A 22,430-nucleotide genomic window follows, 5' to 3' on the forward strand; every position below is an offset into this window, starting at 1 on the left:
CGTGTAGACCAGAATTTTACTTCAACCGTTCCAAGTCTTTGTAAAAAATGAATATTTTCTTGCCCTGACGCAATCCCCGCGGTCCATGCGCGGACTGGGAAAGGCCCGCGATCCGGTTTCGACCGCGGGATCGGTACGAATGACCGCCCGCGCCCGCTACGCCGCCGGCGCGCGCCCGTCCAGCGCACCGTTGGCCGCTGCCGGATCGCGCCCGGTTGCCGCGTCCGCCGCGGGAAACCCGTCCGGCAACCCGACCACGCGCACTTCGCGCTGCGGGAACGGAATCGAGATCCCGTGCTCGCTGAACAGCCGCCAGATGTTGCGGTTCACGCTCGAACGCACGCCGGACGTGCCTTTCGCCGAATCCTCGATCCAGAAGCCGAGCTCCAGGTCGATCCCGTCCGCGCCGAAACTCACGAGGTACGGGGTCGGCGCGGGCTCGGCCAGCACGCGCGGCACACCCTTGGCCGCATCGGCGAGCAGCGCGAGCGCCTGCTCGACATCGCTCGTGTACGCGACCTGCACGGCGACCTTCGCGTACCCGCGCGTCAGGTACGACGACTGGTTCTGCACGACGTCGGTGATCAGCTTTTCGTTCGGGATCAGCGTCTCGTTGCCGTCGAGGCCGCGCACGACCGTGTAGCGCGTGCGGATCTGCGTGACGACGCCTTGCAGGCCGCCGACGCTGATCGCATCGCCGAGCCGCAGCGAGCGGTCGAGCAGGATGATGAAGCCCGACACGTAGTTGCTGGCGATCTTCTGCAGCCCGAAACCGAGGCCGACACCCACCGCGCCGCCGAACACGCCGAGCACGGTCACGTCGATGCCGACCAGCGACAGCCCGATCAGGATCGCCGCGAACACGAGCAGCGCGCGGCCGACCCGCGACAGCACGACCTTCAGGTTCGCGTCGAGCGTGGTCGCGCGCGTGAGGCGATCCTCGAGCACCGAGCCGAGCCACATCGCGACCATCAGCGTCACGCACACCCACAGCGCGCCGGAGATCACCGACAGCAGCGTGAGATGCGCATTGGCGACACGGAACTGCACGCTGTCGAGCCAGCCGAGCACGTCACGCTGGATGCCGAGCACGGTCAGCACCATCGCGGCCCACACGACGGTCGACACGATTTTCTCGACGATCGACAGCCATACATGCGTGTGGCCGTCGCGCGCGAACACGCGCCGCGCAAAGAAGAACAGCACGTAGATCAGCCCGATGCCGAACAGCGGCACGAGCGCGAGCGACAGCAGCGACGTCGACATGAACGGGTCGAACGCGAGCTGCGCGCCGCCCACGAACACGCTGCCGAACAACGGGAACAACGCGCGCTTCAGGCTTTGCGCGCCCGCGCCGGGCGCACGTCCGGCCGCCCGGCGGCGCGCGTCGATCCGGCCGTGCACGAAGCGCGCGGCCACCCATGCGAAGCACAGCGCGCCGATGAGGATCGCCGCCTGCCAGATCATCACCGGCTGGTGGAAATCGTCGATGACCGATGCCAGCCGGTGCGACAGCAGGCGGCTCTGCAGATTCTCCATCGTCCGTCCGGCCCGCCGTTACTGCGCAGCGCGCCGTTCGAGCACCGCGGCGAAGAAGCCGTCGGTCGCGTGACGGTGCGGCCACAGCGACAGGTAGTCGCCCGTCTCGAGCTCGATGCGCTGGTCGTCCAGCACCTTCTGCGCCGGCACCAGCACGAAGTCGGGATGGTCGGCCAGGAACTGTTCGACGATGCGTTCGTTCTCGGCGTCGAGCACGCTGCAGGTCGCGTAGACGAGCCGGCCACCCTTCTTCACCAGGCGCGCGGCGCTCGCGAGGATCGACGCCTGCTTCGGCGTCAGCTCGTCGATCGCGGTGCGCGTCTGGCGCCACTTCAGGTCCGGATTGCGGCGCAGCGTGCCGAGGCCGCTGCACGGCGCATCGACCAGCACGCGGTCGATCTTGCCGGCGAGCCGCTTGATCTTCGCGTCGTGTTCGCTGTCGATCAGCACGGGGTTCACGTTCGACAGCCCGCTGCGCGCGAGGCGCGGCTTCAGCTTCGCCAGGCGCTTTTCCGACACGTCGAACGCGTAGAGGCGCCCGGTCGAGCGCATCATCGCGCCCAGTGCGAGCGTCTTGCCGCCCGCGCCCGCGCAGAAATCGACGACCATCTCGCCGCGGCGCGGCGCGACCAGCGAGCACAGCAGCTGGCTGCCTTCGTCCTGCACCTCGATCGCGCCTTCCTCGAACAGCTTCAGGCGCGTCAGCGCCGGCTTGCCGACCACGCGCACGCCGAACGGCGCGAACGGCGTCGCGCCCGCATCGATGCCTTCCGCGCGCAACCCGTCGATGACCTGATCACGGCTGGCCTTCTGCGCATTGGCACGCAGGTCGAGCGGCGCCGGGTAGTTCAGCGCGGCCGCGAGCTGCGCGAGCTCGTCGGCGTCGAAACGGGCCGACAATGCCTGGTGGATCCAGTCGGGCAGGTTCGTGCGGATGCGCACCGGCAGGCTCGCCGGATCGATCTTCGACACGTGCTCGAGCCATGCGGCCTCGGTGTCGGACAGGAACGGCTTCAGCGCATTGCGGCCAGCCGTCTGCATCAGGCCGAGCAGCGTGAGGCGCCGCGCAGGCGTGCCCGTGCCGCTCTCGGCGAGGTGCGAAAACTCCATCTTGCGGCGCAGCACCGCGAACACCGCCTCGGCGATCACGCCGCGCTCGGCATGCCCGAGCTTCGGATGCGCGCGGAAGAACCGGCTCGTCGTCGCATCGGCGGGGCCGGCGAACTTCAGCACCTCGGCCAGCAAAGTCTCGGTCTGGCCGATCAGGAATCCGTGCAGTTTCATACGCCCTCACTCGTTTCGGTATGCGGTTGATCCGCGAAAATCCAGCGCGCCTCTTCCGGCGCCACCACTGCACGGCCGTTCTCGAGGCGCAGGCGCCCCTCGATGAACCAGCGCACCGCGCGCGGATACAGCACATGCTCGACCGTCAGCACACGCTGCGCGAGCGCGGCCGCGTCGTCACCCGCGCGCACGGGCACCGCGCCCTGCGCGACGATCGCGCCGCTGTCGAGCTCGGGAATCACGAAGTGCACGCTCGCGCCATGCAGCGCGACACCCGCGTCGAGCGCCTGCTGGTGCGTGTGGATGCCCTTGAAGCTCGGCAGCAGCGACGGATGGATGTTCAGCAGCCGGCCTTCGTATCGTCTGACGAATGCGGGCGTGAGGATGCGCATGAAGCCGGCGAGGACCACGAGATCGGGCGCGAATCGGTCGATCTCGGCGGCGAGCGCCGCGTCGAAGCTGTCGCGGCCGTCGAACGACCGGTGGTCGACCACCGCCGTCGCCACCCCGTGCGACGCGGCAAATGCCAGGCCGGCCGCGTCGGGCCGGTTGGCGATCACGGCCGCAACTTCGGCCGGCCAGCGTTCCTGCGCGCACGCGCGGACGATGGCCTCCATGTTGCTGCCGCGACCGGAAATCAGGATCACGAGTTTTTTCATCCGCGAATTTTACCATTCGCCCCCGCGTTTCCCCCCTTCTCGGCCGCCGGCCCGCCCGAACGTTTATAATCTTCTGCTTTGCGGCATCCCACCGCCCATTCCCCGACGCTGCATCCGCTATCGTGAAAGTCTTCCGCGGCCTGCCCAACGCCGAGAGCCGCGCCCCGTGCGCGCTGACGATCGGCAACTTCGACGGTGTCCATCGCGGCCACCAGGCCCTGCTCGCGCGCGTGCGCGCGGCAGCGGACGCGCGCGGCCTGCCCGTGTGCGTGATGACGTTCGAGCCGCACCCGCGCGAATTCTTCAACCCGGCCGGCGCGCCGCCGCGCATCGCGATGCTGCGCGACAAGCTCGAGGCGCTGCGCGATCACGGCGTCGACCGCGTGGTCGTCGAGCACTTCAACCACACGTTCGCGAGCCAGTCGCCGCAGGCGTTCGTCGAACGCACGCTGGTAAACGGGCTGCACACGCGCTGGATGATGGTCGGCGACGATTTCTGCTACGGCGCGAAACGCGCGGGCACCTTCGACACGCTGCAGGCGGCCGGCGCGCAGTACGGCTTCGAGGTCGAGCAGATGGGTACGGTGGCCGGCAGCGACGGCACACGCATCTCGAGCTCGGGCGTGCGCGCCGCGCTCGCGGCCGGCGATCTCGATGCGGCCGCGCAGGCGCTCGGCCATGGCTATGCGATCAGCGGCCACGTCGCGCACGGGCTGAAGCTCGGCCGCGACCTCGGCTTCCCGACGCTGAACCTGCCGATCGCACACAAGCGGCCGGCGCTCGCGGGCATCTTCGTCGTGCAGGTGCACGGCCTCGGCCCCGCCCCGCTGCCGGGCGTCGCGAGCCTCGGCCTGCGCCCGACCGTCGACGATTCGGGCCGCGTGCTGCTCGAAGTCCACCTGCTCGACTGGCACGGCGACGCGTACGGCAAGCTCATCCGCGTCGAATTCCTGCAGAAGCTGCGCGACGAGGCGAAATTCGACGATCTCGAGGCGCTGTCGCGCGCGATCGCGCTGGACGTCGCAAATGCGCGTGCGTACTTCATCGAGCGCGACCGCGCGCCGGGCAGCCGCGCCACGGGCTTCGCGACGTCGGCCACCGACCGAATTAGCTGATCCGGACGGCGGCGCCCCGCGCCGCACCCTCGCGCCGCTCAGTCGCGCGCATACCCGATTCACGACGCTCGCGCGTCCCCCGAGATTTAGATAGCGATCCCATCATGAGCAACAAGAAAGCCGATTCGAAACCGCAGGCCAAGTATCCGGTCAACCTGCTCGACACGCCGTTCCCGATGCGCGGCGACCTGCCCAAGCGCGAGCCGCAGTGGGTCAAGGAATGGGAAGAGCGCGGCATTTACGAGAAGATCCGCGCGGCCAGCGCCGGCCGGCCGAAGTTCATCCTGCACGACGGCCCGCCGTACGCGAACGGCGACATCCACCTCGGCCACGCCGTCAACAAGATCCTGAAGGACATCGTCGTCAAGTCGCGCAACATGGCCGGCTTCGACGCGCCGTACGTGCCGGGCTGGGATTGCCACGGGATGCCGATCGAAATCCAGATCGAGAAGCAGTTCGGCAAGTCGCTGCCGGCGGCCGAAGTGATGAGCAAGGCGCGCACGTACGCGACCGAGCAGATCGAGAAGCAGAAGGTCGGCTTCAAGCGTCTGGGCGTGCTCGGCGACTGGGCCAACCCGTACAAGACGATGAACTTCGTCAACGAGGCGGAAGAGATCCGCGCGCTTGGCAAGATCATCGAGAAGGGCTACGTGTATCGCGGGCTGAAGCCGGTGAACTGGTGCTTCGACTGCGGCTCGGCGCTCGCGGAAGCGGAAGTCGAGTACAAGGACCGCACCGATCCGACGATCGACGTGATGTTCGCGTTCGCAGAACCGGAAAAGACCGCGCAGGCGTTCGGCCTGCCGGCCCTGCCGCGCGCGGAAGGCGGCATCGTGATCTGGACCACCACGCCGTGGACGATCCCCGCGAACCAGGCGCTGAACCTCCATCCGGAAATCGTCTACGCGCTGGTCGACACCGAGCGCGGGCTGCTGATCATCGCGGAAGAGCGCGTCGAAGCATGCATGACCGACTTCAAGCTGACCGGCCGCGTCGTGGCGACCGCGCCGGGCGTGAAGCTCGCGGGCCTGCGCTTCCACCACCCGCTCGCGTCGGCTCACCCCGGCTACAAGCGCACCGCACCCGTGTACCTCGGCGACTACGTGACGACCGACACGGGTACCGGCGTCGTGCACTCGTCACCCGCGTACGGTATCGAGGACTTCGTGTCGTGCAAGGCGCACGGGATGACCGACTCGGACATCATCAACCCGGTGATGGGCGACGGCCGCTACATCGAATCGCTGCCGCTGTTCGGCGGCCTGTCGATCTGGGACGCAAACCCGAAGGTCGTCGACGCGCTGAACGCGGCCGGCTCGCTGCTGCGCAGCGAGCACTACAAGCACAGCTACATGCACTGCTGGCGCCACAAGACGGCGATCATCTACCGCGCGACGTCGCAGTGGTTCGCCGGCATGGACGTGACGCCGCGCGACGGCGGCAAGACGCTGCGCGAAACCGCGCTCGAAGGCATCGACGCCACCGCGTTCTACCCGTCGTGGGGCAAGCAGCGCCTGTTCAGCATGATCGCGAACCGTCCCGACTGGACGCTGTCGCGCCAGCGCCAGTGGGGCGTGCCGATGGCGTTCTTCGTGCACAAGGAAACCGGCGAGCTGCATCCGCGCACGCTCGAGCTGCTCGAGGAAGTCGCGAAACGCGTCGAGCAGTCGGGCATCGAGGCGTGGCAGACGCTCGATCCGCGCGAGCTGATCGGCGACGACGCGAACCTGTACGAAAAGAACCGCGACACGCTCGACGTGTGGTTCGATTCGGGCACGACGCACTGGCACGTGCTGCGCGGCTCGCACAAGGATCAGCTGCAGTTCCCGGCCGACCTCTACCTCGAAGGCTCGGACCAGCACCGCGGCTGGTTCCACTCGTCGCTGCTCACGGCGTCGATGATCGACGGCCGCGCGCCGTACAAGGGCCTGCTCACGCACGGCTTCACGGTCGACGGCGAAGGCCGCAAGATGAGCAAGTCGCTCGGCAACGGCATCGACCCGCACGAAGTCGCGAACCGTCTCGGCGCGGAAATCATCCGCCTGTGGATCGCCTCGACCGACTACTCGGGCGAGCTCGCGATCTCCGAGGAAATCCTGAAGCGCGTGACCGAAGGCTATCGCCGCATCCGCAACACGCTGCGCTTCCTGCTCGCGAACCTGTCGGACTTCGACTTCGCGCAGCACGCCGTGCCGGTCGACGAATGGCTCGAGATCGACCGCTATGCGGTCGCGTTCTCGCAGCAACTGCAGACGGAGCTGCTCGGCCACTACGAGAAGTACGAATTCCACCCGGTCGTCGCGAAGCTGCAGACGTACTGCTCGGAAGATCTCGGCGGCTTCTACCTCGACGTGCTGAAGGACCGCCTGTACACGAGCGCGGCCGATTCGCGCGCACGCCGCTCCGCGCAGACCGCGCTGTACCACCTGACGCACGGCCTGCTGCGCGTGCTCGCACCGTTCCTGTCGTTCACGGCGGAAGAAGCGTGGAAGGTGTTCCAGCCGGCCAGCGACACGATCTTCACGGAAACCTACTACGCGTATCCGGAAGTCGACGGCTCGGCCGCGCTGATCGAGAAGTGGGCGCTGCTGCGCGAGGTGCGCGGCAACGTGACGAAGGCGCTCGAGGAGGCACGCACCGCGAACCGCATCGGTTCGTCGCTGCAGGCCGAAGTCGCGGTGCACGCGAGCGGCGCGCGCTACGACGCGCTCACGAGCCTCGGCGACGATCTGAAGTTCGTGCTGATCACGTCGGCCGCGACGGTCGTCAAGGTCGACGACGAAGCGCAGGAAAGCGTCGACGTGGCTGCGTCGAAGTACCAGAAGTGCGAGCGCTGCTGGCACTACCGTGAAGATGTCGGCGCACATGCCGATCATCCGACGCTGTGCGGCCGCTGCTTCTCCAACCTGTTCGAAAACGGCGAAATCCGGAGCGCTGCTTAACTATGGCGAAAACCCTGTCGAAACCGGCCAGCGGCGCGCTCGCGCCCTGGCTCGGCATTTCGCTGATCGTGATCCTGTTCGACCAGCTGTCGAAGATCGCGATCCTGAAGACGTTCGCGTACGGCGCGCAGCACGAGCTGACGTCGTTCTTCAACCTCGTGCTGGTGTACAACCGCGGCGCCGCGTTCGGCTTCCTGTCGACCGCCGGCGGCTGGCAGCGCTGGGCGTTCACCGCGCTCGGCATCGCCGCGACGCTCGTGATCTGCTTCCTGCTGAAGCGTCACGGCCAGCAGCGGCTGTTCAGCCTGTCGCTCGCGATGATCCTCGGCGGCGCACTCGGCAACGTGATCGACCGGCTCGTCTACGGCCACGTGATCGACTTCCTCGATTTCCATCTCGGCGCCTGGCACTTCCCGGCGTTCAACCTCGCCGATTCCGCGATCACGGTCGGCGCGGTGCTGCTGATCTACGACGAACTGCGTCGCGTGCGCGGCTCGCGCTAAGCGCGCATACTCGGCGTCGACGGCCGGCTTCGCGCCGGCCGTTCCGTTTGACCCTTGGAGGCCTGAGTTGGCACACGCAGAACTCGCAGGAAAGCACCTCGTTCTCGGCCTGACGGGCGGCATCGCCTGCTACAAGATCGCCGAGCTCACGCGGCTGCTCGTGAAGGCCGGCGCGACCGTGCAGGTCGCGATGACCGAAGCCGCCACCCAGTTCATCACGCCCGTCACGATGCAGGCGCTGTCGGGCCGGCCCGTCTACACGAGCCAGTGGGACGCGCGCGTCGACAACAACATGGCGCACATCGACCTGTCGCGCGAAGCCGACGCGATCGTGATCGCGCCCGCGTCGACGGACTTCCTCGCGAAGCTCACACACGGGTTCGCGGACGACCTGCTGTCGACGCTGTGCGTCGCGCGCGATTGCCCGCTGCTCGTCGTGCCCGCCATGAACCGCCAGATGTGGCAGAACCCGGCCACGCAACGCAACGCCGCGCAACTGCGCGCGGACGGCGTGTCGGTGCTCGGCCCGGATTCGGGCGCGCAGGCGTGCGGCGAAGTCGGCGACGGCCGCATGCTCGAGCCCGAGGCGATCTACGAAGCGATCGTCGCGCACTTCGCGCCGAAGGTGCTCGCGCACCGGCGCGTGCTGATCACGGCCGGCCCGACGTTCGAACCGCTCGACCCGGTGCGCGGCCTCACGAACCGCTCGAGCGGCAAGATGGGTTTCGCGCTCGCGCGCGCCGCGCAGCAGGCCGGCGCCGACGTGCATCTCGTCGCGGGGCCGGTGGCGCTCGACACGCCGTGGGGCGTCTACCGTCAGGACGTGCAGACTGCCCAACAGATGTACGACGCGGTCATGCATGCGGTCGCCGATGCCGACATCTTCATCGCGGTCGCTGCGGTCGCCGACTGGCGCGTCGCCCAGCCGGCCGAGCACAAGATGAAGAAGACGGCCGACCACAAGGTGCCCGCGCTCGCGTTCGTCGAGAATCCCGACATCCTCGCGTCGGTCGCGGCGCTGCCCGATCCGCCGTTCTGCGTCGGCTTCGCGGCCGAAAGCGGCGACCTCGACGTGCACGGCGACGAGAAGCGCAAGCGCAAGAACGTGCCGCTGCTGGTCGGCAACCTCGGCCCGCTGACGTTCGGTCGCGACGACAACGAAGTCGTGCTGTTCGAGGCCGCCGGCCTCACGCGCCTGCCGCGCGCCCCGAAGGACGAACTCGCGCACACGCTCGTCGCGGAAATCGCGAAGCGCCTGCCCGACAATCGCCTGATCTGACCTCCCGCGCGGCGGCCGTCGCTGCCGCGCCCTTCCCGACCCATCCGACGACCGCATGAAACTCGACCTGAAGATTCTCGACGCGCGCATGCGCGACTACCTGCCTGCCTACGCGACCACCGGCAGCGCGGGCCTCGACCTGCGTGCGTGCCTCGATGCACCGGTCACGCTGCAGCCGGGCGAAACGACGCTCGTGCCGACCGGCCTCGCGATCCATCTCGCCGATCCCGGCTACGCGGCGCTGATCCTGCCGCGCTCGGGCCTCGGCCACAAGCACGGCATCGTGCTCGGCAACCTCGTCGGCCTGATCGATTCCGACTACCAGGGCCAGCTGATGGTCTCGACATGGAACCGCGGCCAGACCGAGTTCGTGCTGAATCCGTTCGAGCGGCTCGCCCAGCTCGTGATCGTGCCGGTCGTGCAGGCGCAGTTCAATATCGTCGACGACTTCGCCGAAAGCGATCGTGGCGAGGGCGGCTTCGGCAGCACCGGCCGTCACTGAACGACGCAACGAAAAAAGGGGCCTCGCGGCCCCTTTTTTTCATTCCTTATGCCGTCATTCCTCGACGGCTTGCGCGATCCGCGCGGGCGCCAGGTCGCGCTGCCGCGATTGAGCCACGATCGCGTAGATCACCATCGCGACCAGCACGCCGAGCAGCACCGCCGACGAGCCGATCGTACCGAGCGCGAGGCCGCCCTTCGCCACCGGCTTCGTCAGCAGGTCGCCGACCGTCGCGCCGAACGGACGCGTGAGCACGAACGCTGCCCAGAACAGCAGCACGCCGGAGATACGCGTGAAATAGTGCGCCAGCACGATCACCGCGAGCAGCTCGCCGATCAGCAGCGCGCCGCCACCGAAGCCGAGCCCCGAGCTGTCCGCGAGGAAGTCGCCGAGCGCAGTACCGAGCGTGTTGGAGAACAGGATCGCGATCCAGTACAGCAGCTCGACCTTGCGCGTGCGGATCAGGTCGACCGACAGCGATTCGCCGCTGAGGCGCCACACCGCGAAGATCGCCAGCAGGATCGCGACGAGAATCGACGAGCCGGCCGCATAGCCGAGGCCGAGCGTGCGGTCCATGAAGTCGGACATCGTCGTGCCGGCCGTGCTCGTCGCGACGATCACGGCCCAGTAGATCGCCGGGCGATAGCGTGTCGTCCTGAGCTGCGCGCCCAACGTCACGAGAAAGAAACCGAACAGCAGGATGGAGCTCACCGCATAGCCGACGTTCAGCGTCATCGACAGCAGGTCGCCACCGGTTTCGCCGAGCGTCGTCGCGCAGATCTTCATGATCCAGAACGCGAGCGTGATTTCGGGAAGTTTGTTCATTCGAACCCCTTTTTGCAGGAAAGCGGCAGGCCGGCGCGTGCCGGCCTGCCTTGCAGACAGGTTCGAATGTAGTCGCCGCAGGCTTAACGGAACCTTAGCGAGCGGGGAATCGGCGCGTACGGGCCGCGCCGTGACCCTCAACGTGCGTGTTGGTGCCGGTAATGCAGCGCGTATGCGAGGGTGAGCAGCACGACGAACACGACGCCGACCACCATCGTCATCCGGAATTCGTGCGTGAACGCGGTCGTGAACAGGATCGCCGCGACGAGGCCCGCACCGAGCAGGCTGCCGAACGGGTGCCCCCACATCCGGAATGCGAGCGCGGGGCCGCGATAGCGCGAACGGAAGCGCAGGTGCGTGACGAAGATCATCAGCCACGTGAACAGGGCACCGAACATCGCGATCGCCATCATCACGGTGAACGCGGTGTCGGGCGCCAGCGCGACCAGCACGGCCGCCACCGCGACGCCGCTCGTCGAGATCCACAGCGCCGCGCGCGGCACGCCGTTCGTGCCGAGCCGGCCGAACACCGCGGGCGCGAGCCGCGCGCGCGACAGGCTGAACATCATCCGCGTCGTCACGTAAAGCTGGCTGTTCATCGCCGACAGCGCCGCGATCAACAGCACGAAGTTGATCACGCCTGCCGCGTACGGCACATGAGTCGCGGCCATCACCTTCACGAACGGGCTTTCGTCGGTGCCGGCCTGCGTCCACGGCACGATCGCGAGCATCAGCGACAGCGTCAGCAGGTAGAACAGCACGAGCCGGAACACCGTCGAGCGGAACGCGCGCGTGACCGCGTGCTGCGGATCGCGCGCCTCGCCGGCCGCAATTGCGACAGCTTCGATGCTCATGTAGCTGAAGATCGCGACGATCACCGCGACCCAGGTGCCCCACGGCCCCTTCGGCATGAAGCCGCCGTGCGCGGTGTAGTTCGCGAAACCGATGCCCGACGCGGCCGGCGCCGACCACACGAGATAGGCGCCGAGCACGATGAACACGACGATCGCCGCGATCTTCAGCAGCGAGAACGCGTATTCGACCGAGCCGTACAGCGTGACGCTCGCGAGGTTCACGGCAATCAGCAGCGCGGAAAAGCCGATCACCCAGTACCAGCCGGGCACCGCCGGGAACCAGTACTTCATGAACACGGCGATCGCGCTGATCTCGGTGCCGATCGCGAACACGACCGCGAACCAGTACGCATAGCGCACCAGGAAACCCGCCAGCGGGCCGACATAGTGCTCGGCATACGCACCGAACGAGCCGGCCGTCGGATGGGCGACCGTCATTTCCGCGAGCGCGCCCATCAGCAGCAGCGCGATCAGCGCGCCGATCGCATACGAGACCAGCACGCTCGGGCCCGCGAGCCCGATCGCGAATCCGCTGCCGAGGAACAGCCCCGTGCCGATCGCGCCGCCGATCGCGATCATCGCCATCTGCCCAGACGTCAGCGCATGGCGCAAACCCTGTTCGCGCGCGACGATGTCGTCGAACGTCCGTTGTTGTTGTGTCACTGCGTTGCCACTCCCCTGCACCACCATCGCGCCGCCGGCGCCAGATAAAACGAAACGGCGCGGAAAACATCCCGCGCCGTTCGCATGAACTACCCGATTATCGCTTACTCGACTTCGACCGCCTCTTCGTTCGGCTTGTGCGGCGGGTTCCCGAGCTTGTCGAACGACAACTGCACCTTGTCGCCTTCGTCGACGTCGACCGTCACGTGACCGCCGTTCAGCAGCTTGCCGAACAGCAGTTCGTCGGCCAGCGCACGGCGGATCGTGTCCTGGATCAGCCGCTGCATCGGCCGCGCGCCCATCAGCGGGTCGAAGCCGTGCTTCGCGAGATGCTTGCGCAACGCGTCGGTGAAGAGCGCGTCGACCTTCTTCTCGTGCAGCTGTTCCTCGAGCTGGATCAGGAACTTGTCGACCACGCGCATGATGATTTCCTCATCGAGCGAGCGGAAGCTGATGATCGAATCCAGGCGGTTGCGAAACTCCGGCGTGAACAGGCGCTTGATGTCGGTCATCTCGTCGCCCGTTTCACGGCGCGTCGTGAAGCCGATCGTCGCCTTCTGCATCGACTCGGCGCCCGCGTTCGTCGTCATGATGATGATGACGTTGCGGAAATCCGCCTTGCGGCCGTTGTTGTCCGTCAGCGTGCCGTGGTCCATCACCTGCAGCAGCACGTTGAAGATGTCCGGATGCGCCTTCTCGATTTCGTCGAGCAGCAGCACGCAGTGCGGCTTCTTCGTGACGGCTTCGGTCAGCAGGCCGCCCTGGTCGAACCCGACGTAGCCCGGCGGCGCGCCGATCAGGCGGCTCACCGCGTGACGCTCCATGTATTCCGACATGTCGAAGCGGATCAGCTCGATGCCGAGCGTGAACGCGAGCTGGCGCGCCACTTCGGTCTTGCCGACGCCCGTCGGGCCGGAGAACAGGAACGCGCCGATCGGCTTGTCCATCTTGCCGAGGCCCGCGCGCGCCATCTTGATCGAGGCAGCCAGCGCGTCGATCGCCGGATCCTGGCCGAACACGACGCTCTTCAGGTCGCGGTCGAGCGTCTGCAGCTTGCTGCGGTCGTCCTGCGATACGCTCTGCGGCGGCACGCGTGCGATCTTCGAGATGATTTCCTCGATCTCGCTCTTGCCGATCGTCTTCTTCTGCTTCGACTTCGGCAGGATGCGCTGGGCGGCGCCCGCTTCGTCGATCACGTCGATCGCCTTGTCCGGCAGGTGACGGTCGGTAATGAAGCGCGCCGACAGTTCGGCCGCGGCCGACAGCGCACCCGACGAATACTTGACGCCGTGGTGCTCCTCGAAGCGCGACTTCAGCCCGCGCAGGATCGCGACCGTCTGCTCGACGGTCGGCTCCGTCACGTCGACCTTCTGGAAGCGCCGCGACAGGGCCGCGTCCTTCTCGAAGATGCCGCGATATTCGGTGAACGTGGTCGCGCCGATGCACTTGAGCACGCCCGACGACAACGCCGGCTTCAGCAGGTTCGACGCATCGAGCGTGCCGCCCGACGCGGCGCCCGCGCCGATCAGCGTGTGGATCTCGTCGATGAACAGGATCGCGTGCGGACGCTCCTTCAGCTCCTTCAGCACCGTCTTCAGACGTTGCTCGAAGTCGCCGCGGTACTTGGTGCCCGCGAGCAACGCGCCCATGTCGAGCGAATAGACCTGCGCGTTCGCGAGGATGTCCGGCACTTCGCCGCGCGTGATGCGATAGGCGAGCCCTTCCGCGATCGCGGTCTTGCCGACGCCGGCCTCGCCGACGAGCAGCGGATTGTTCTTGCGGCGGCGGCACAGCACCTGGACCACGCGCTCGACCTCGGGCTCGCGACCGATCAGCGGATCGATGCGGCCGTCCTTCGCCATCTGGTTCAGGTTCTGCGTGAATTGCGCGAGCGGTGTTTCCTTCTGCGCATTCGCGTCTTCGCTTTCCGCGTTCGCGTCAGCCGACTTCGCGGCTTCGCCGCTGCTCGTCTTCGCGATGCCGTGCGAAATGAAGTTCACGACGTCGAGGCGCGTGACGCCCTGCTGCTGCAGGTAGTACACGGCGTGCGAATCCTTCTCGCCGAAGATCGCGACCAGCACGTTCGCGCCGGTCACTTCCTTCTTGCCGTTCGACGTCGACTGGACGTGCATGATCGCGCGCTGGATCACGCGCTGGAAACCGAGCGTCGGCTGGGTATCGACATCGTCGGTACCCGGGACGGTAGGTGTGTTGTCGTGGATGAAATTGCGCAGGTTCTGACGCAAGTCCTCGATGTTTGCCGCGCACGCGCGCAACACCTCGGCTGCCGTCGGATTATCCAGCAGAGCCAGCAGCAAATGCTCGACCGTAATGAACTCATGGCGCGCCTGGCGTGCTTCCATGAACGCCATGTGCAGGCTGACTTCCAATTCCTGGGCAATCATGCTTCCTCCATCACGCACTGCAGCGGATGCCCGGCCTGCCGCGCATGGGTAACGACTTGCTCAACCTTGGTCGACGCGATGTCCCGCGTATAGACCCCACATACCCCTCGCCCTTCGCGATGGACCTTCAGCATGATCTGCGTGGCCGTCTCGCGATCCTTCTTGAAATACTCCTGGACCACCATCACGACGAATTCCATTGGCGTGAAGTCGTCGTTCAGCAGCACCACCTTGTACATCGAAGGCGGCTTGAGCTTCTGCTGCTTGCGTTCCAGGACGGTGCTGTCCTGCTTGTCCGGGATAATCGCCATACACCCATTCTAAACAACTCGGACAGGCCCGCAATCCTGCCATTACCCGACCGACCGGCCGGCGCCCTCCCCGGAATCCCGGAACACGCGATCTTCTTCGCGCCATACGAAAGCCGGCTGCGGTGCCGGCTTTCACGCGTGGCGCGGAACACGAACCGTCAGGGGAACCGCACCGGAACGTCGTGTCCGCATCCAGTATCCCACAAGCCGGGACGACTCGAACGCGTGTCACTCGAGCCTGGTATATGAGCCGATTATGCGGCTTTTCAAGACCTCGCGCTCGGCCGCGTGCTGCTAAGCAAAGCCGGAAAAACCCTGAAAATGGGTTCTTTACAACGTCCCTCTAAACGTCTAAAAATTCCACTTGACACTCCAATAAAGAGCGCCAACAATCAAGCTGGCACTTTTTTCAATTTGCCGGTTGGCAAAATGAAAGAGGCCGAGGTGAGCTTGTGAGGGGGGAACGGCTGCGTTTTCAGGTCGTTTAGCTTTTCGAGCGTGCTCGTGGTAAGTAGCAGCGACTGTGTGACAGGGGAAGTAGGAAATGGCAACTGGTATCGTTAAGTGGTTCAACGACGCGAAGGGCTTCGGTTTCATCACTCCCGATGAGGGCGGTGAGGATCTGTTTGCGCACTTCTCGGCTATCACCATGAATGGCTTCAAGACGCTGAAGGAAGGCCAGAAGGTGAGCTTTGACGTCGTTCAAGGACCGAAGGGCAAGCAAGCGTCGAACATCCAGGCCGCATAAGGCACCGGATATCAGACGAAGAAACCCGGCGCATGTATTGCGCCGGGTTTCTTTATTTGAGGCCGGCCAATCGATAATCGATTGGCCGGCCTTTTCGTTCAATCCCGATAATTGAACACACATTGTCTTGTCACACGCGCAGATCGGATACTCATCCCGCGCGTGAAACATAATCACCACTCGTTACACGACCTTCAGCGTGCCCATCATGCCGAGATCCTCGTGTTCGAGAATGTGGCAATGAAACATGCGCTCTCCGGGCATGTCTTGCGTGACGAGAATCGTCACGGTTTCGCCGCTGCGCACGTTCACCGTATCGCGCCACGCGCGGAACGGTTCGCTCGTGCGTGAACCGCCCGACGCGCGCTCGATCACCTGGAACTGTGTGCCGTGCAGGTGGAACGGGTGATCCATGTCGGTGCCGTTGCGGATCGTCCAGCGCTCGACGTCGCCACGGCGGCTCGTCAGCGTCGTGCGATGCGGCGCGTAGGTGTCGCCGTTGATCGTGAAGCGCATGCCCGCCGGGCGGCCGTGCGCCGCGCCCTTCATCATCGCGTCCATGTCCATCTCTTCGCCGAACGCGACCGCCTTGTGCGCGACCGGCTCGCCCAGCGGCGGCACCGCGCGCAGGGTCGACGGCAGCGCGCGTGCGGCCGCCGGCGCGAATGCGACGTCGGCCAGGGCCAGCGCCGGATCGGGCGGCAGGCTGCCGTGCCCGTCATCATGCGACATCGACATCTTGCGGCGGTCGTATTCGGCTGCCTGCAGCACGGCGCGCGACGCCCGGTCGCCTGCGCGGACCAGCAGCTCTGCACGCTCACCCGGTGCAATCAGCAGCGACGTGACGCGGCGCGGCGCGTCGAACAGCCCGCCATCGGTGCCCGCGTGCTCGAACGCGCGGCCGTCGTCGAACGCGACGCGCAGGTAGCGCGCGCTGCACGCGTTCCACACGCGCCAGCGCTCGTCGCCCGCGACATCGATCCGCGGCCGGCGGGCGCCGTTGACCAGCACGAACTGGCCCTCGCGGCCGTTCATCCAGTCCATCATGTCGTTCGGTGCAATCGTGCCGTCGCGCGCAAGCTTCAGGTCCGACACGAACAGGTTGCGCTCGGGCCAGCCCGCCAGCGGATCGTCCGCGGCGCGCACGACGAACGGGCCGGCCAGCCCGCGGAAGACCTGCTCGGCCGTCATCATGTGCGGATGCGGGTGGTACCAGTAGGTGCCGGCACTCCCCTTCGGCAGCGTGAAGCGGTACACGCGCGACGCGCCGGGCGCGACGGGATCGGAAGGATTGCCGTCCTGGTCTGGCGGCACCGGCAGGCCGTGCCAGTGGATCGTCGACGGCTGCGGCAGCTTGTTCACGAACTTGATCTCGACCGTATCGCCCTCACGCACGTCGATCAGCGGACCGACGACAGGGCCCTGCGTGCCCGCGCCGAACTGCCAGAACGTGGTCGGCCGTGCACCGTGCAGCATCGGGCGCGCCACGGGCTGCGCCACCAGCGTGGTCCGGAACATGCCGGGCTCGCGGCTTTCGTTCGAGAGCGTGCGCAGCGCCGCGAGCGGCGCGCCGGCCGGCAGCGCGTCGGCGGCCGCGAGCGCGGCCGGCGCGGACTTGCCGTGCTGCCCGTGACTCGCCATCCCCGACATGCCGGGCATGTCGTCCATCGAGTCCATGCCGGCCATGCCGGCGTGACCGGCATGCTGCGCCCACGCGGCGCGCCCAAACAGCGACGCGGCCGCGACACCGATGGCGCGCGACAGGAAGGTTCTCCGTATCATCAATCGTTCCTCGTTATCCATGCTGGGTCGCGCGGCCGCCGCGACGCCCGCGCCGGCCGGCCGAAGCGCCGATGCGCGACGCAACCCCTGATGCCCGCGTCATCATAACCGCAGGCCCGAATCGAGACGCGCCGCGGCCGGCCGGGTGGCGATACGCCGCAGGGTTCGACAACCCCGCACCCGATTCGGCATGCATCGGCCCGCATCGTCGGTCGGCGATGCACGGCGCTTCGCTCACCGCCGAAGCGCCACGCAACCCTGCCCCGGGCAGTTCCCAGGCGGCCTCCTCGCGCCTGCCGTTCGGCCCCACCGCGGCGCCCCTCATTTCCCCGATCCGCAAATCCGCCAATATTTCACGATGCGGAACAAGTCTCTGCGTTATAAAAATTCGTGGTGCAGGGCACAAAATCCCCGTTTCGCGATGCCAAAAAACGTTCCGCAATACAAAACGACAGAAATAATTATTTGTTTTTAAAAGAGAATTTTTGTTTAGTGAAGCCGTTCTACCTGCACCATCCGATCGGGCCGCGGACGTAGACTTTGTTCCATGCACTGACGCTTCGCCACGACGTTCGATACGGAACCCGGCGCAAGCAGCCAGTCGGGCCACAGCCGGCCAAGCCGGCAGGCGGCAGGCGGCAGGCGGCACACCAGAATCGCTTGAAATCAGAAAGGGAGAACGGAAATGAAGGGATTTCGCTTTGGTTCAGCGCTCGGGTCGTTCTACATCCTGCCGGCAAACGGCGGCTGGGAAGCGACGTTCGGCAACGCCTCGCTCGGCGCATTCTCGTGCCCTGAAGTGGCAGCCGACCACATCTCCCGCGGCGACTGCGCGCAACCGTCCGAACTGGACACGGCGACGCTCGAAGTGCCGGACGAAATCGCCGAATGGGAAATCGTTCACGTCTGAATGGCACATCTGCAACGACGAACGCCCCGGGCGACCGGGGCGTTTTTCTTGTGTGGCCGGCGTCAGGCGGCAATGCCCGCCGCACCGGCCCACGCATCGGTCCGCGCGATCGCGCGGCCTGCATCAGGCGACCGCGTCGACGATGCCGTTCAGCGTCGCGCTCGGGCGCATGGCCTGGCTCGTCAGGTCGACGTTCGGACGGTAGTAGCCGCCGATAGCTTGCGCCTTGCCCTGCGCGGCCGCCAGCTCTTCCAGGATGCGCGCTTCGTTGTCGGACAGCGCCTTCGCCACGCCTTCGAACTGCGCCTTCAGCGCCGCGTCCTCAGTCTGCTCGGCCAGCGCCTGCGCCCAGTACAGGCACAGGTAGAAGTGGCTGCCGCGGTTGTCGAGGCCGCCGACCTTGCGCGCCGGCGACTTGTTCTCGTCCAGGAACTTGCCGGTCGCCTGGTCGAGCGTCTTCGCGAGCACGACCGCCTTCGGGTTCTGGTACGCGTTGCCGAGGTGTTCGAGCGACGCGGCCAGCGCGAGGAATTCGCCGAGCGAATCCCAGCGCAGGAAGCCTTCCTCGACGAACTGCTGCACGTGCTTCGGCGCGGAACCGCCGGCACCCGTCTCGAACATCCCGCCGCCGGCCATCAGCGGCACGATCGACAGCATCTTCGCGCTGGTGCCGAGTTCCATGATCGGGAACAGGTCGGTCAGGTAGTCGCGCAGCACGTTGCCGGTCACCGAAATCGTGTCCTTGCCCGCGCGGATGCGCTCGAGCGAGAAACGCGTGGCTTCGACCGGCGTCATGATGCGGATGTCGAGGCCGTTCGTGTCGTGATCCTTCAGGTAGCGTTCGACCTTCGCGATGATCTGCGCGTCGTGCGCACGCGCCGGATCGAGCCAGAACACGGCCGGAGCGCCGGTCGCGCGTGCGCGGTTGACCGCGAGCTTGACCCAGTCCTGCACCGGTGCGTCCTTCGTCTGGCACATGCGCCAGATGTCGCCCGCTTCCACGGCATGCTCGAGCAGCACGTTGCCCGCTTCGTCGGTCACGCGCACGACGCCGTCCGCCGGGATCTGGAACGTCTTGTCGTGCGAACCGTATTCTTCAGCCGCCTGCGCCATCAGGCCGACGTTCGGCACGCTGCCCATCGTGACCGGATCGAACGCGCCATGCTGCTTGCAGTCCTCGATCACGGCCTGGTAGACCCCTGCGTAGCAGCGGTCCGGAATTACGGCCTTCGCGTCGTACAGCTGGCCGTCCGGGCCCCACATGCCGCCCGAATCGCGGATCATCGCCGGCATCGATGCGTCGACGATCACGTCGCTCGGCACGTGCAGGTTCGTGATGCCCTTGTCCGAGTTGACCATCGCCAGGCGCGGACGCACTGCGTACTCAGCCTTGACGTCGGCTTCGATCGCTTCGCGCGTATCGGCCGGCAGGTCCTTCAGGCGCGCGTACAGGTCGCCGATGCCGTTGTTCGGGTTGAAGCCGACCTTCGCCAGCACGTCCGCGTGCTTCGCGAGCGCGTCGCGGTAGAACACCGACACGAAGTGACCGAACAGGATCGGGTCCGAGACCTTCATCATGGTCGCCTTCAGGTGCACCGAGAACAGCACGTCCTGCGCCTTCGCGTCGGCGATCTGCGCTTCGATGAAGCTGCGCAGCGCGTTGCGGCTCATCACCGACGCGTCGATCACTTCACCGGCCTTCACGGCCGTCTTTTCCTTCAGCACCTTCTTCGCGCCGTCGGTCGTCGTGAGTTCGATCTTCACGCTGCCGGCATCGGCGATCAGCGCCGACTTCTCGCTGCCGTAGAAATCGCCTTCGGTCATGTGCGCGACGTGGGCCTTCGACGTCGCCTTCCACGCGCCCATCTTGTGCGGATGCTTGCGTGCGTAGTTCTTGACCGACAGCGGCGCGCGGCGGTCGGAGTTGCCCTCGCGCAGCACCGGGTTCACCGCGCTGCCCTTGATCTTGTCGTAGCGGGCCTTGACCGCCTTCTCTTCGTCGGTCGACGGATCTTCCGGGTAGGCCGGCAGCTTGTAGCCCTGCGCCTGCAGTTCGGCGATCGCGGCCTTGAGCTGCGGCACCGATGCGCTGATGTTCGGCAGCTTGATGATGTTCGCTTCCGGCTTCAGCGTGAGCTGGCCCAGTTCGGCCAGATCGTCGGAACCCTTCTGCTCGGGCGGCAGGACGTCCGCGAATGCGGCGATGATGCGGCCGGCGAGCGAGATGTCGCGCGTTTCGACGGCGACGCCGGACGAGCGCGTGAAGGCCTTGACGATCGGCAGCAGCGAATAGGTCGCGAGCGCGGGCGCTTCGTCGGTGAGGGTGTAGATGATCTTGGGCGAAGTGGACATGGTCGATGCGTTGCTACGTGATTGTTGAACAGGGAGCGCCGGCGGGTAACCGGCGGGGAGCGACCGGGTCGGTCGCGAAAGGGGCGCGCCGGCTCAGCCGGGCGGTGGTGTTGCGAGGGCCGTCATGTTCTACCTTGCAGGGGCTCCGGGCCGCATCGCGGCGCCGCGGCCCGCATGCCGGACCGCCCTGCCAACAAACCTGCCATCCACGAAACGCTCCGGCGCCGGCAGTAGGCGCCGGGGCGGCCGGCAACCTGCCGGCCCACCCCGGAAGGGGTCTTACATGTTCTCGATCAGCACTTCACCGAAGCCCGAGCACGACACCTGCGTCGCCCCTTCCATCAGGCGCGCGAAGTCGTACGTGACGCGCTTCTGCAGGATCGACTTCTCCATCGCGGCGATGATCGTGTCGGCTGCTTCCGTCCAGCCGAGGTGGCGCAGCATCATTTCCGCCGACAGGATCTCGGAACCGGGGTTCACGTAATCCTTGCCCGCGTACTTCGGTGCGGTACCGTGCGTCGCTTCGAACATCGCGACCGAATCCGACAGGTTCGCGCCCGGCGCGATCCCGATGCCGCCGACCTGCGCGGCCAGCGCGTCGGAGATGTAGTCGCCGTTCAGGTTCAGCGTGGCGATCACGTCGTATTCGGCCGGGCGCAGCAGGATCTGCTGCAGGAACGCATCGGCGATCGAATCCTTGATCACGATCTCGTTGCCCGTCTTCGGGTTCTTCACGCGCATCCACGGGCCGCCGTCGATCAGCTCGCCGCCGAATTCCTTCTGCGCAAGCGCGTAGCCGGCGTCACGGAACAGGCCTTCCGTGAACTTCATGATGTTGCCCTTGTGCACCAGCGTGACCGACTTGCGATCGTTGTCGATCGCATACTGGATCGCCTTGCGCACGAGACGCTCGGTGCCTTCCGTCGACACGGGCTTGACGCCGATCCCCGAGGTTTCCGGGAAGCGGATCTTCTTCACGCCCATCTCGTCCTGCAGGAACTTGATCACCTTCTTCGCCTGCTCGGAGCCCGCGGCCCATTCGATGCCTGCGTAGATGTCTTCCGAGTTCTCGCGGAAGATCACCATGTCGATCTTCTGCGGCTCGCGCACCGGCGACGGCACGCCCTTGAAGTACTGCACCGGGCGCAGGCACACGTACAGGTCGAGTTCCTGGCGCAGCGCGACGTTCAGCGAACGGATGCCGCCGCCGACCGGGGTCGTGAGCGGCCCCTTGATCGACACCACGTATTCCTTCAGCACCTGCAGCGTTTCGTCCGGGAGCCACACGTCCGGACCGTACACCTTCGTCGCCTTCTCGCCCGCGAAAATCTCCATCCAGTGGATCTTGCGCTTGCCCTTGTAGGCATGCGCGACCGCAGCGTCGACGACCTTGATCATGACCGGCGTGATATCGAAGCCCGTACCGTCGCCTTCGATATAGGGAATGATCGGCTGATCGGAAACGTTGAGCGAGAAGTCCTTGTTGACGGTGATCTTGTCACCGCCTTCCGGAACCTTGATGTGCTGATACGGCATGATCGACTCCAGTGACGTGGCTGAGCAGGTGATGCTGGTCGAAGCTGCGCGCGCGGCGGGGGCGCGGCATGGCCACCCCGTGACGGCAACAGCGAGCCGCTATTCTAGCGCCCCAACCGGGCACTTCGGCATGAAGCGCGGCACTGCGTATCAAGACCCCACTTATGTCTTATATAAGACAGAGGACTTGCCGTTCCGTATTATGCATTAAGATTCCGCCA

At 66.2% G+C, this 22,430-nt stretch carries 17 protein-coding genes; 7 read left to right on the forward strand and 10 right to left on the reverse strand.

Annotation, left to right across the window (positions count from 1 at the left end):
• Positions 1–156 precede the first annotated feature (156 nt).
• The 3 genes from CFB82_RS14135 to purN are packed head-to-tail and all read right to left on the reverse strand — an operon-like array spanning position 157 to position 3,482.
• Positions 157–1,539 carry a mechanosensitive ion channel family protein gene (locus tag CFB82_RS14135; RefSeq protein WP_089484456.1) on the reverse strand — a complete coding sequence of 461 codons (1,383 nt, stop codon included), beginning with the start codon at positions 1,537–1,539 and terminating at the stop codon, positions 157–159.
• 18 nt (positions 1,540–1,557) lie between these two features.
• Positions 1,558–2,823 carry an RsmB/NOP family class I SAM-dependent RNA methyltransferase gene (locus CFB82_RS14140; RefSeq protein WP_069248658.1) on the reverse strand — a complete coding sequence of 422 codons (1,266 nt, stop codon included), beginning with the start codon at positions 2,821–2,823 and terminating at the stop codon, positions 1,558–1,560.
• Positions 2,820–3,482 (reverse strand): phosphoribosylglycinamide formyltransferase, encoded by a 663-nt coding sequence (gene purN / locus CFB82_RS14145; protein WP_039368183.1) that lies wholly within the window; start codon positions 3,480–3,482, stop codon positions 2,820–2,822. The genes CFB82_RS14140 and purN overlap by 4 nt, the downstream gene beginning before the upstream one ends.
• Before the next feature lie 122 nt (positions 3,483–3,604).
• On the opposite strand from purN, the gene CFB82_RS14150 reads away from it, so the two are divergent.
• From CFB82_RS14150 to dut, 5 genes are all read left to right on the forward strand, one after another.
• Positions 3,605–4,597, forward strand: a complete 993-nt coding sequence (locus CFB82_RS14150; protein WP_089446268.1) for a bifunctional riboflavin kinase/FAD synthetase — start codon at positions 3,605–3,607, stop codon at positions 4,595–4,597.
• Positions 4,598–4,701: 104 nt separating this feature from the next.
• Positions 4,702–7,539: an isoleucine--tRNA ligase gene (gene ileS, locus CFB82_RS14155; protein WP_069248661.1), complete on the forward strand. Its 2,838-nt coding sequence runs from the start codon at positions 4,702–4,704 to the stop codon at positions 7,537–7,539.
• A 2-nt stretch (positions 7,540–7,541) separates the two neighbouring features.
• Complete coding sequence (gene lspA / locus CFB82_RS14160) at positions 7,542–8,042, forward strand: signal peptidase II (RefSeq protein WP_069248662.1); 501 nt, start codon at positions 7,542–7,544, stop codon at positions 8,040–8,042.
• Between the two features lie 67 nt (positions 8,043–8,109).
• Complete coding sequence (gene coaBC / locus CFB82_RS14165) at positions 8,110–9,321, forward strand: bifunctional phosphopantothenoylcysteine decarboxylase/phosphopantothenate--cysteine ligase CoaBC (protein ID WP_089484457.1); 1,212 nt, start codon at positions 8,110–8,112, stop codon at positions 9,319–9,321.
• Between the two features lie 55 nt (positions 9,322–9,376).
• A complete protein-coding gene (gene dut / locus CFB82_RS14170; RefSeq protein WP_021160741.1) occupies positions 9,377–9,823 on the forward strand; it encodes a dUTP diphosphatase in 447 nt (148 codons plus the stop codon).
• 54 nt (positions 9,824–9,877) lie between these two features.
• Here dut and CFB82_RS14175 read toward each other — a convergent pair whose 3' ends face one another.
• The 4 genes from CFB82_RS14175 to clpS all read right to left on the reverse strand — a co-directional run bounded on the left by CFB82_RS14175 (position 9,878) and on the right by clpS (position 14,881).
• The gene (locus CFB82_RS14175) at positions 9,878–10,648 is read right to left on the reverse strand and encodes a COG4705 family protein (protein ID WP_089484458.1); all 771 of its coding nucleotides are present in this window, start codon (positions 10,646–10,648) and stop codon (positions 9,878–9,880) included.
• Positions 10,649–10,785: 137 nt separating this feature from the next.
• Positions 10,786–12,165 (reverse strand): amino acid permease, encoded by a 1,380-nt coding sequence (locus CFB82_RS14180; protein ID WP_089484459.1) that lies wholly within the window; start codon positions 12,163–12,165, stop codon positions 10,786–10,788.
• 104 nt (positions 12,166–12,269) lie between these two features.
• Positions 12,270–14,570 carry an ATP-dependent Clp protease ATP-binding subunit ClpA gene (gene clpA, locus CFB82_RS14185; protein ID WP_069248665.1) on the reverse strand — a complete coding sequence of 767 codons (2,301 nt, stop codon included), beginning with the start codon at positions 14,568–14,570 and terminating at the stop codon, positions 12,270–12,272.
• Complete coding sequence (gene clpS, locus CFB82_RS14190; RefSeq protein WP_006398529.1) at positions 14,567–14,881, reverse strand: ATP-dependent Clp protease adapter ClpS; 315 nt, start codon at positions 14,879–14,881, stop codon at positions 14,567–14,569. Before clpS ends, clpA begins: the two co-directional genes overlap by 4 nt.
• A gap of 544 nt (positions 14,882–15,425) precedes the next feature.
• Here clpS and CFB82_RS14200 point away from each other — a divergent pair.
• Complete coding sequence (locus CFB82_RS14200) at positions 15,426–15,629, forward strand: cold-shock protein (protein ID WP_006478030.1); 204 nt, start codon at positions 15,426–15,428, stop codon at positions 15,627–15,629.
• Between the two features lie 183 nt (positions 15,630–15,812).
• Here the strand turns inward: CFB82_RS14200 and CFB82_RS14205 are convergent, their stop codons facing one another.
• Entirely contained in the window at positions 15,813–17,411 is a 1,599-nt protein-coding gene (locus CFB82_RS14205; RefSeq protein WP_089484460.1) for a multicopper oxidase family protein, read from the reverse strand.
• Between the two features lie 685 nt (positions 17,412–18,096).
• Between CFB82_RS14205 and CFB82_RS14210 the strand changes: the two genes are divergently transcribed.
• Positions 18,097–18,321, forward strand: a complete 225-nt coding sequence (locus CFB82_RS14210; protein WP_069248666.1) for a hypothetical protein — start codon at positions 18,097–18,099, stop codon at positions 18,319–18,321.
• Between the two features lie 123 nt (positions 18,322–18,444).
• Here CFB82_RS14210 and CFB82_RS14215 read toward each other — a convergent pair whose 3' ends face one another.
• Together CFB82_RS14215 and icd are read right to left on the reverse strand one after the other, a co-directional pair.
• Entirely contained in the window at positions 18,445–20,673 is a 2,229-nt protein-coding gene (locus tag CFB82_RS14215; protein WP_089484461.1) for an NADP-dependent isocitrate dehydrogenase, read from the reverse strand.
• A 279-nt stretch (positions 20,674–20,952) separates the two neighbouring features.
• A complete protein-coding gene (gene icd / locus CFB82_RS14220) occupies positions 20,953–22,209 on the reverse strand; it encodes an NADP-dependent isocitrate dehydrogenase (protein ID WP_006478026.1) in 1,257 nt (418 codons plus the stop codon).
• Between the last annotated feature and the right edge of the window lie 221 nt (positions 22,210–22,430).

It is taken from the genome of Burkholderia sp. HI2714, assembly GCF_002223085.1.
GTDB classification, from domain to species: Bacteria; Pseudomonadota; Gammaproteobacteria; order Burkholderiales; family Burkholderiaceae; genus Burkholderia; species Burkholderia lata_D.

What these genes read in the sequence shown, in the direction of transcription:
- clpS (WP_006398529.1), bottom strand. Translation starts at nt 14,881, where the DNA reads ATGGCGATTATCCCGGACAAGCAGGACAGCACCGTCCTGGAACGCAAG.
- icd (WP_006478026.1), bottom strand. Translation starts at nt 22,209, where the DNA reads ATGCCGTATCAGCACATCAAGGTTCCGGAAGGCGGTGACAAGATCACC.
- CFB82_RS14175 (WP_089484458.1), bottom strand. Translation starts at nt 10,648, where the DNA reads ATGAACAAACTTCCCGAAATCACGCTCGCGTTCTGGATCATGAAGATC.
- purN (WP_039368183.1), bottom strand. Translation starts at nt 3,482, where the DNA reads ATGAAAAAACTCGTGATCCTGATTTCCGGTCGCGGCAGCAACATGGAG.
- CFB82_RS14200 (WP_006478030.1), top strand. Translation starts at nt 15,426, where the DNA reads ATGGCAACTGGTATCGTTAAGTGGTTCAACGACGCGAAGGGCTTCGGT.
- CFB82_RS14210 (WP_069248666.1), top strand. Translation starts at nt 18,097, where the DNA reads ATGAAGGGATTTCGCTTTGGTTCAGCGCTCGGGTCGTTCTACATCCTG.
- CFB82_RS14135 (WP_089484456.1), bottom strand. Translation starts at nt 1,539, where the DNA reads ATGGAGAATCTGCAGAGCCGCCTGCTGTCGCACCGGCTGGCATCGGTC.
- ileS (WP_069248661.1), top strand. Translation starts at nt 4,702, where the DNA reads ATGAGCAACAAGAAAGCCGATTCGAAACCGCAGGCCAAGTATCCGGTC.
- dut (WP_021160741.1), top strand. Translation starts at nt 9,377, where the DNA reads ATGAAACTCGACCTGAAGATTCTCGACGCGCGCATGCGCGACTACCTG.
- CFB82_RS14205 (WP_089484460.1), bottom strand. Translation starts at nt 17,411, where the DNA reads ATGATACGGAGAACCTTCCTGTCGCGCGCCATCGGTGTCGCGGCCGCG.
- clpA (WP_069248665.1), bottom strand. Translation starts at nt 14,570, where the DNA reads ATGATTGCCCAGGAATTGGAAGTCAGCCTGCACATGGCGTTCATGGAA.
- CFB82_RS14215 (WP_089484461.1), bottom strand. Translation starts at nt 20,673, where the DNA reads ATGTCCACTTCGCCCAAGATCATCTACACCCTCACCGACGAAGCGCCC.
- CFB82_RS14140 (WP_069248658.1), bottom strand. Translation starts at nt 2,823, where the DNA reads ATGAAACTGCACGGATTCCTGATCGGCCAGACCGAGACTTTGCTGGCC.
- lspA (WP_069248662.1), top strand. Translation starts at nt 7,542, where the DNA reads ATGGCGAAAACCCTGTCGAAACCGGCCAGCGGCGCGCTCGCGCCCTGG.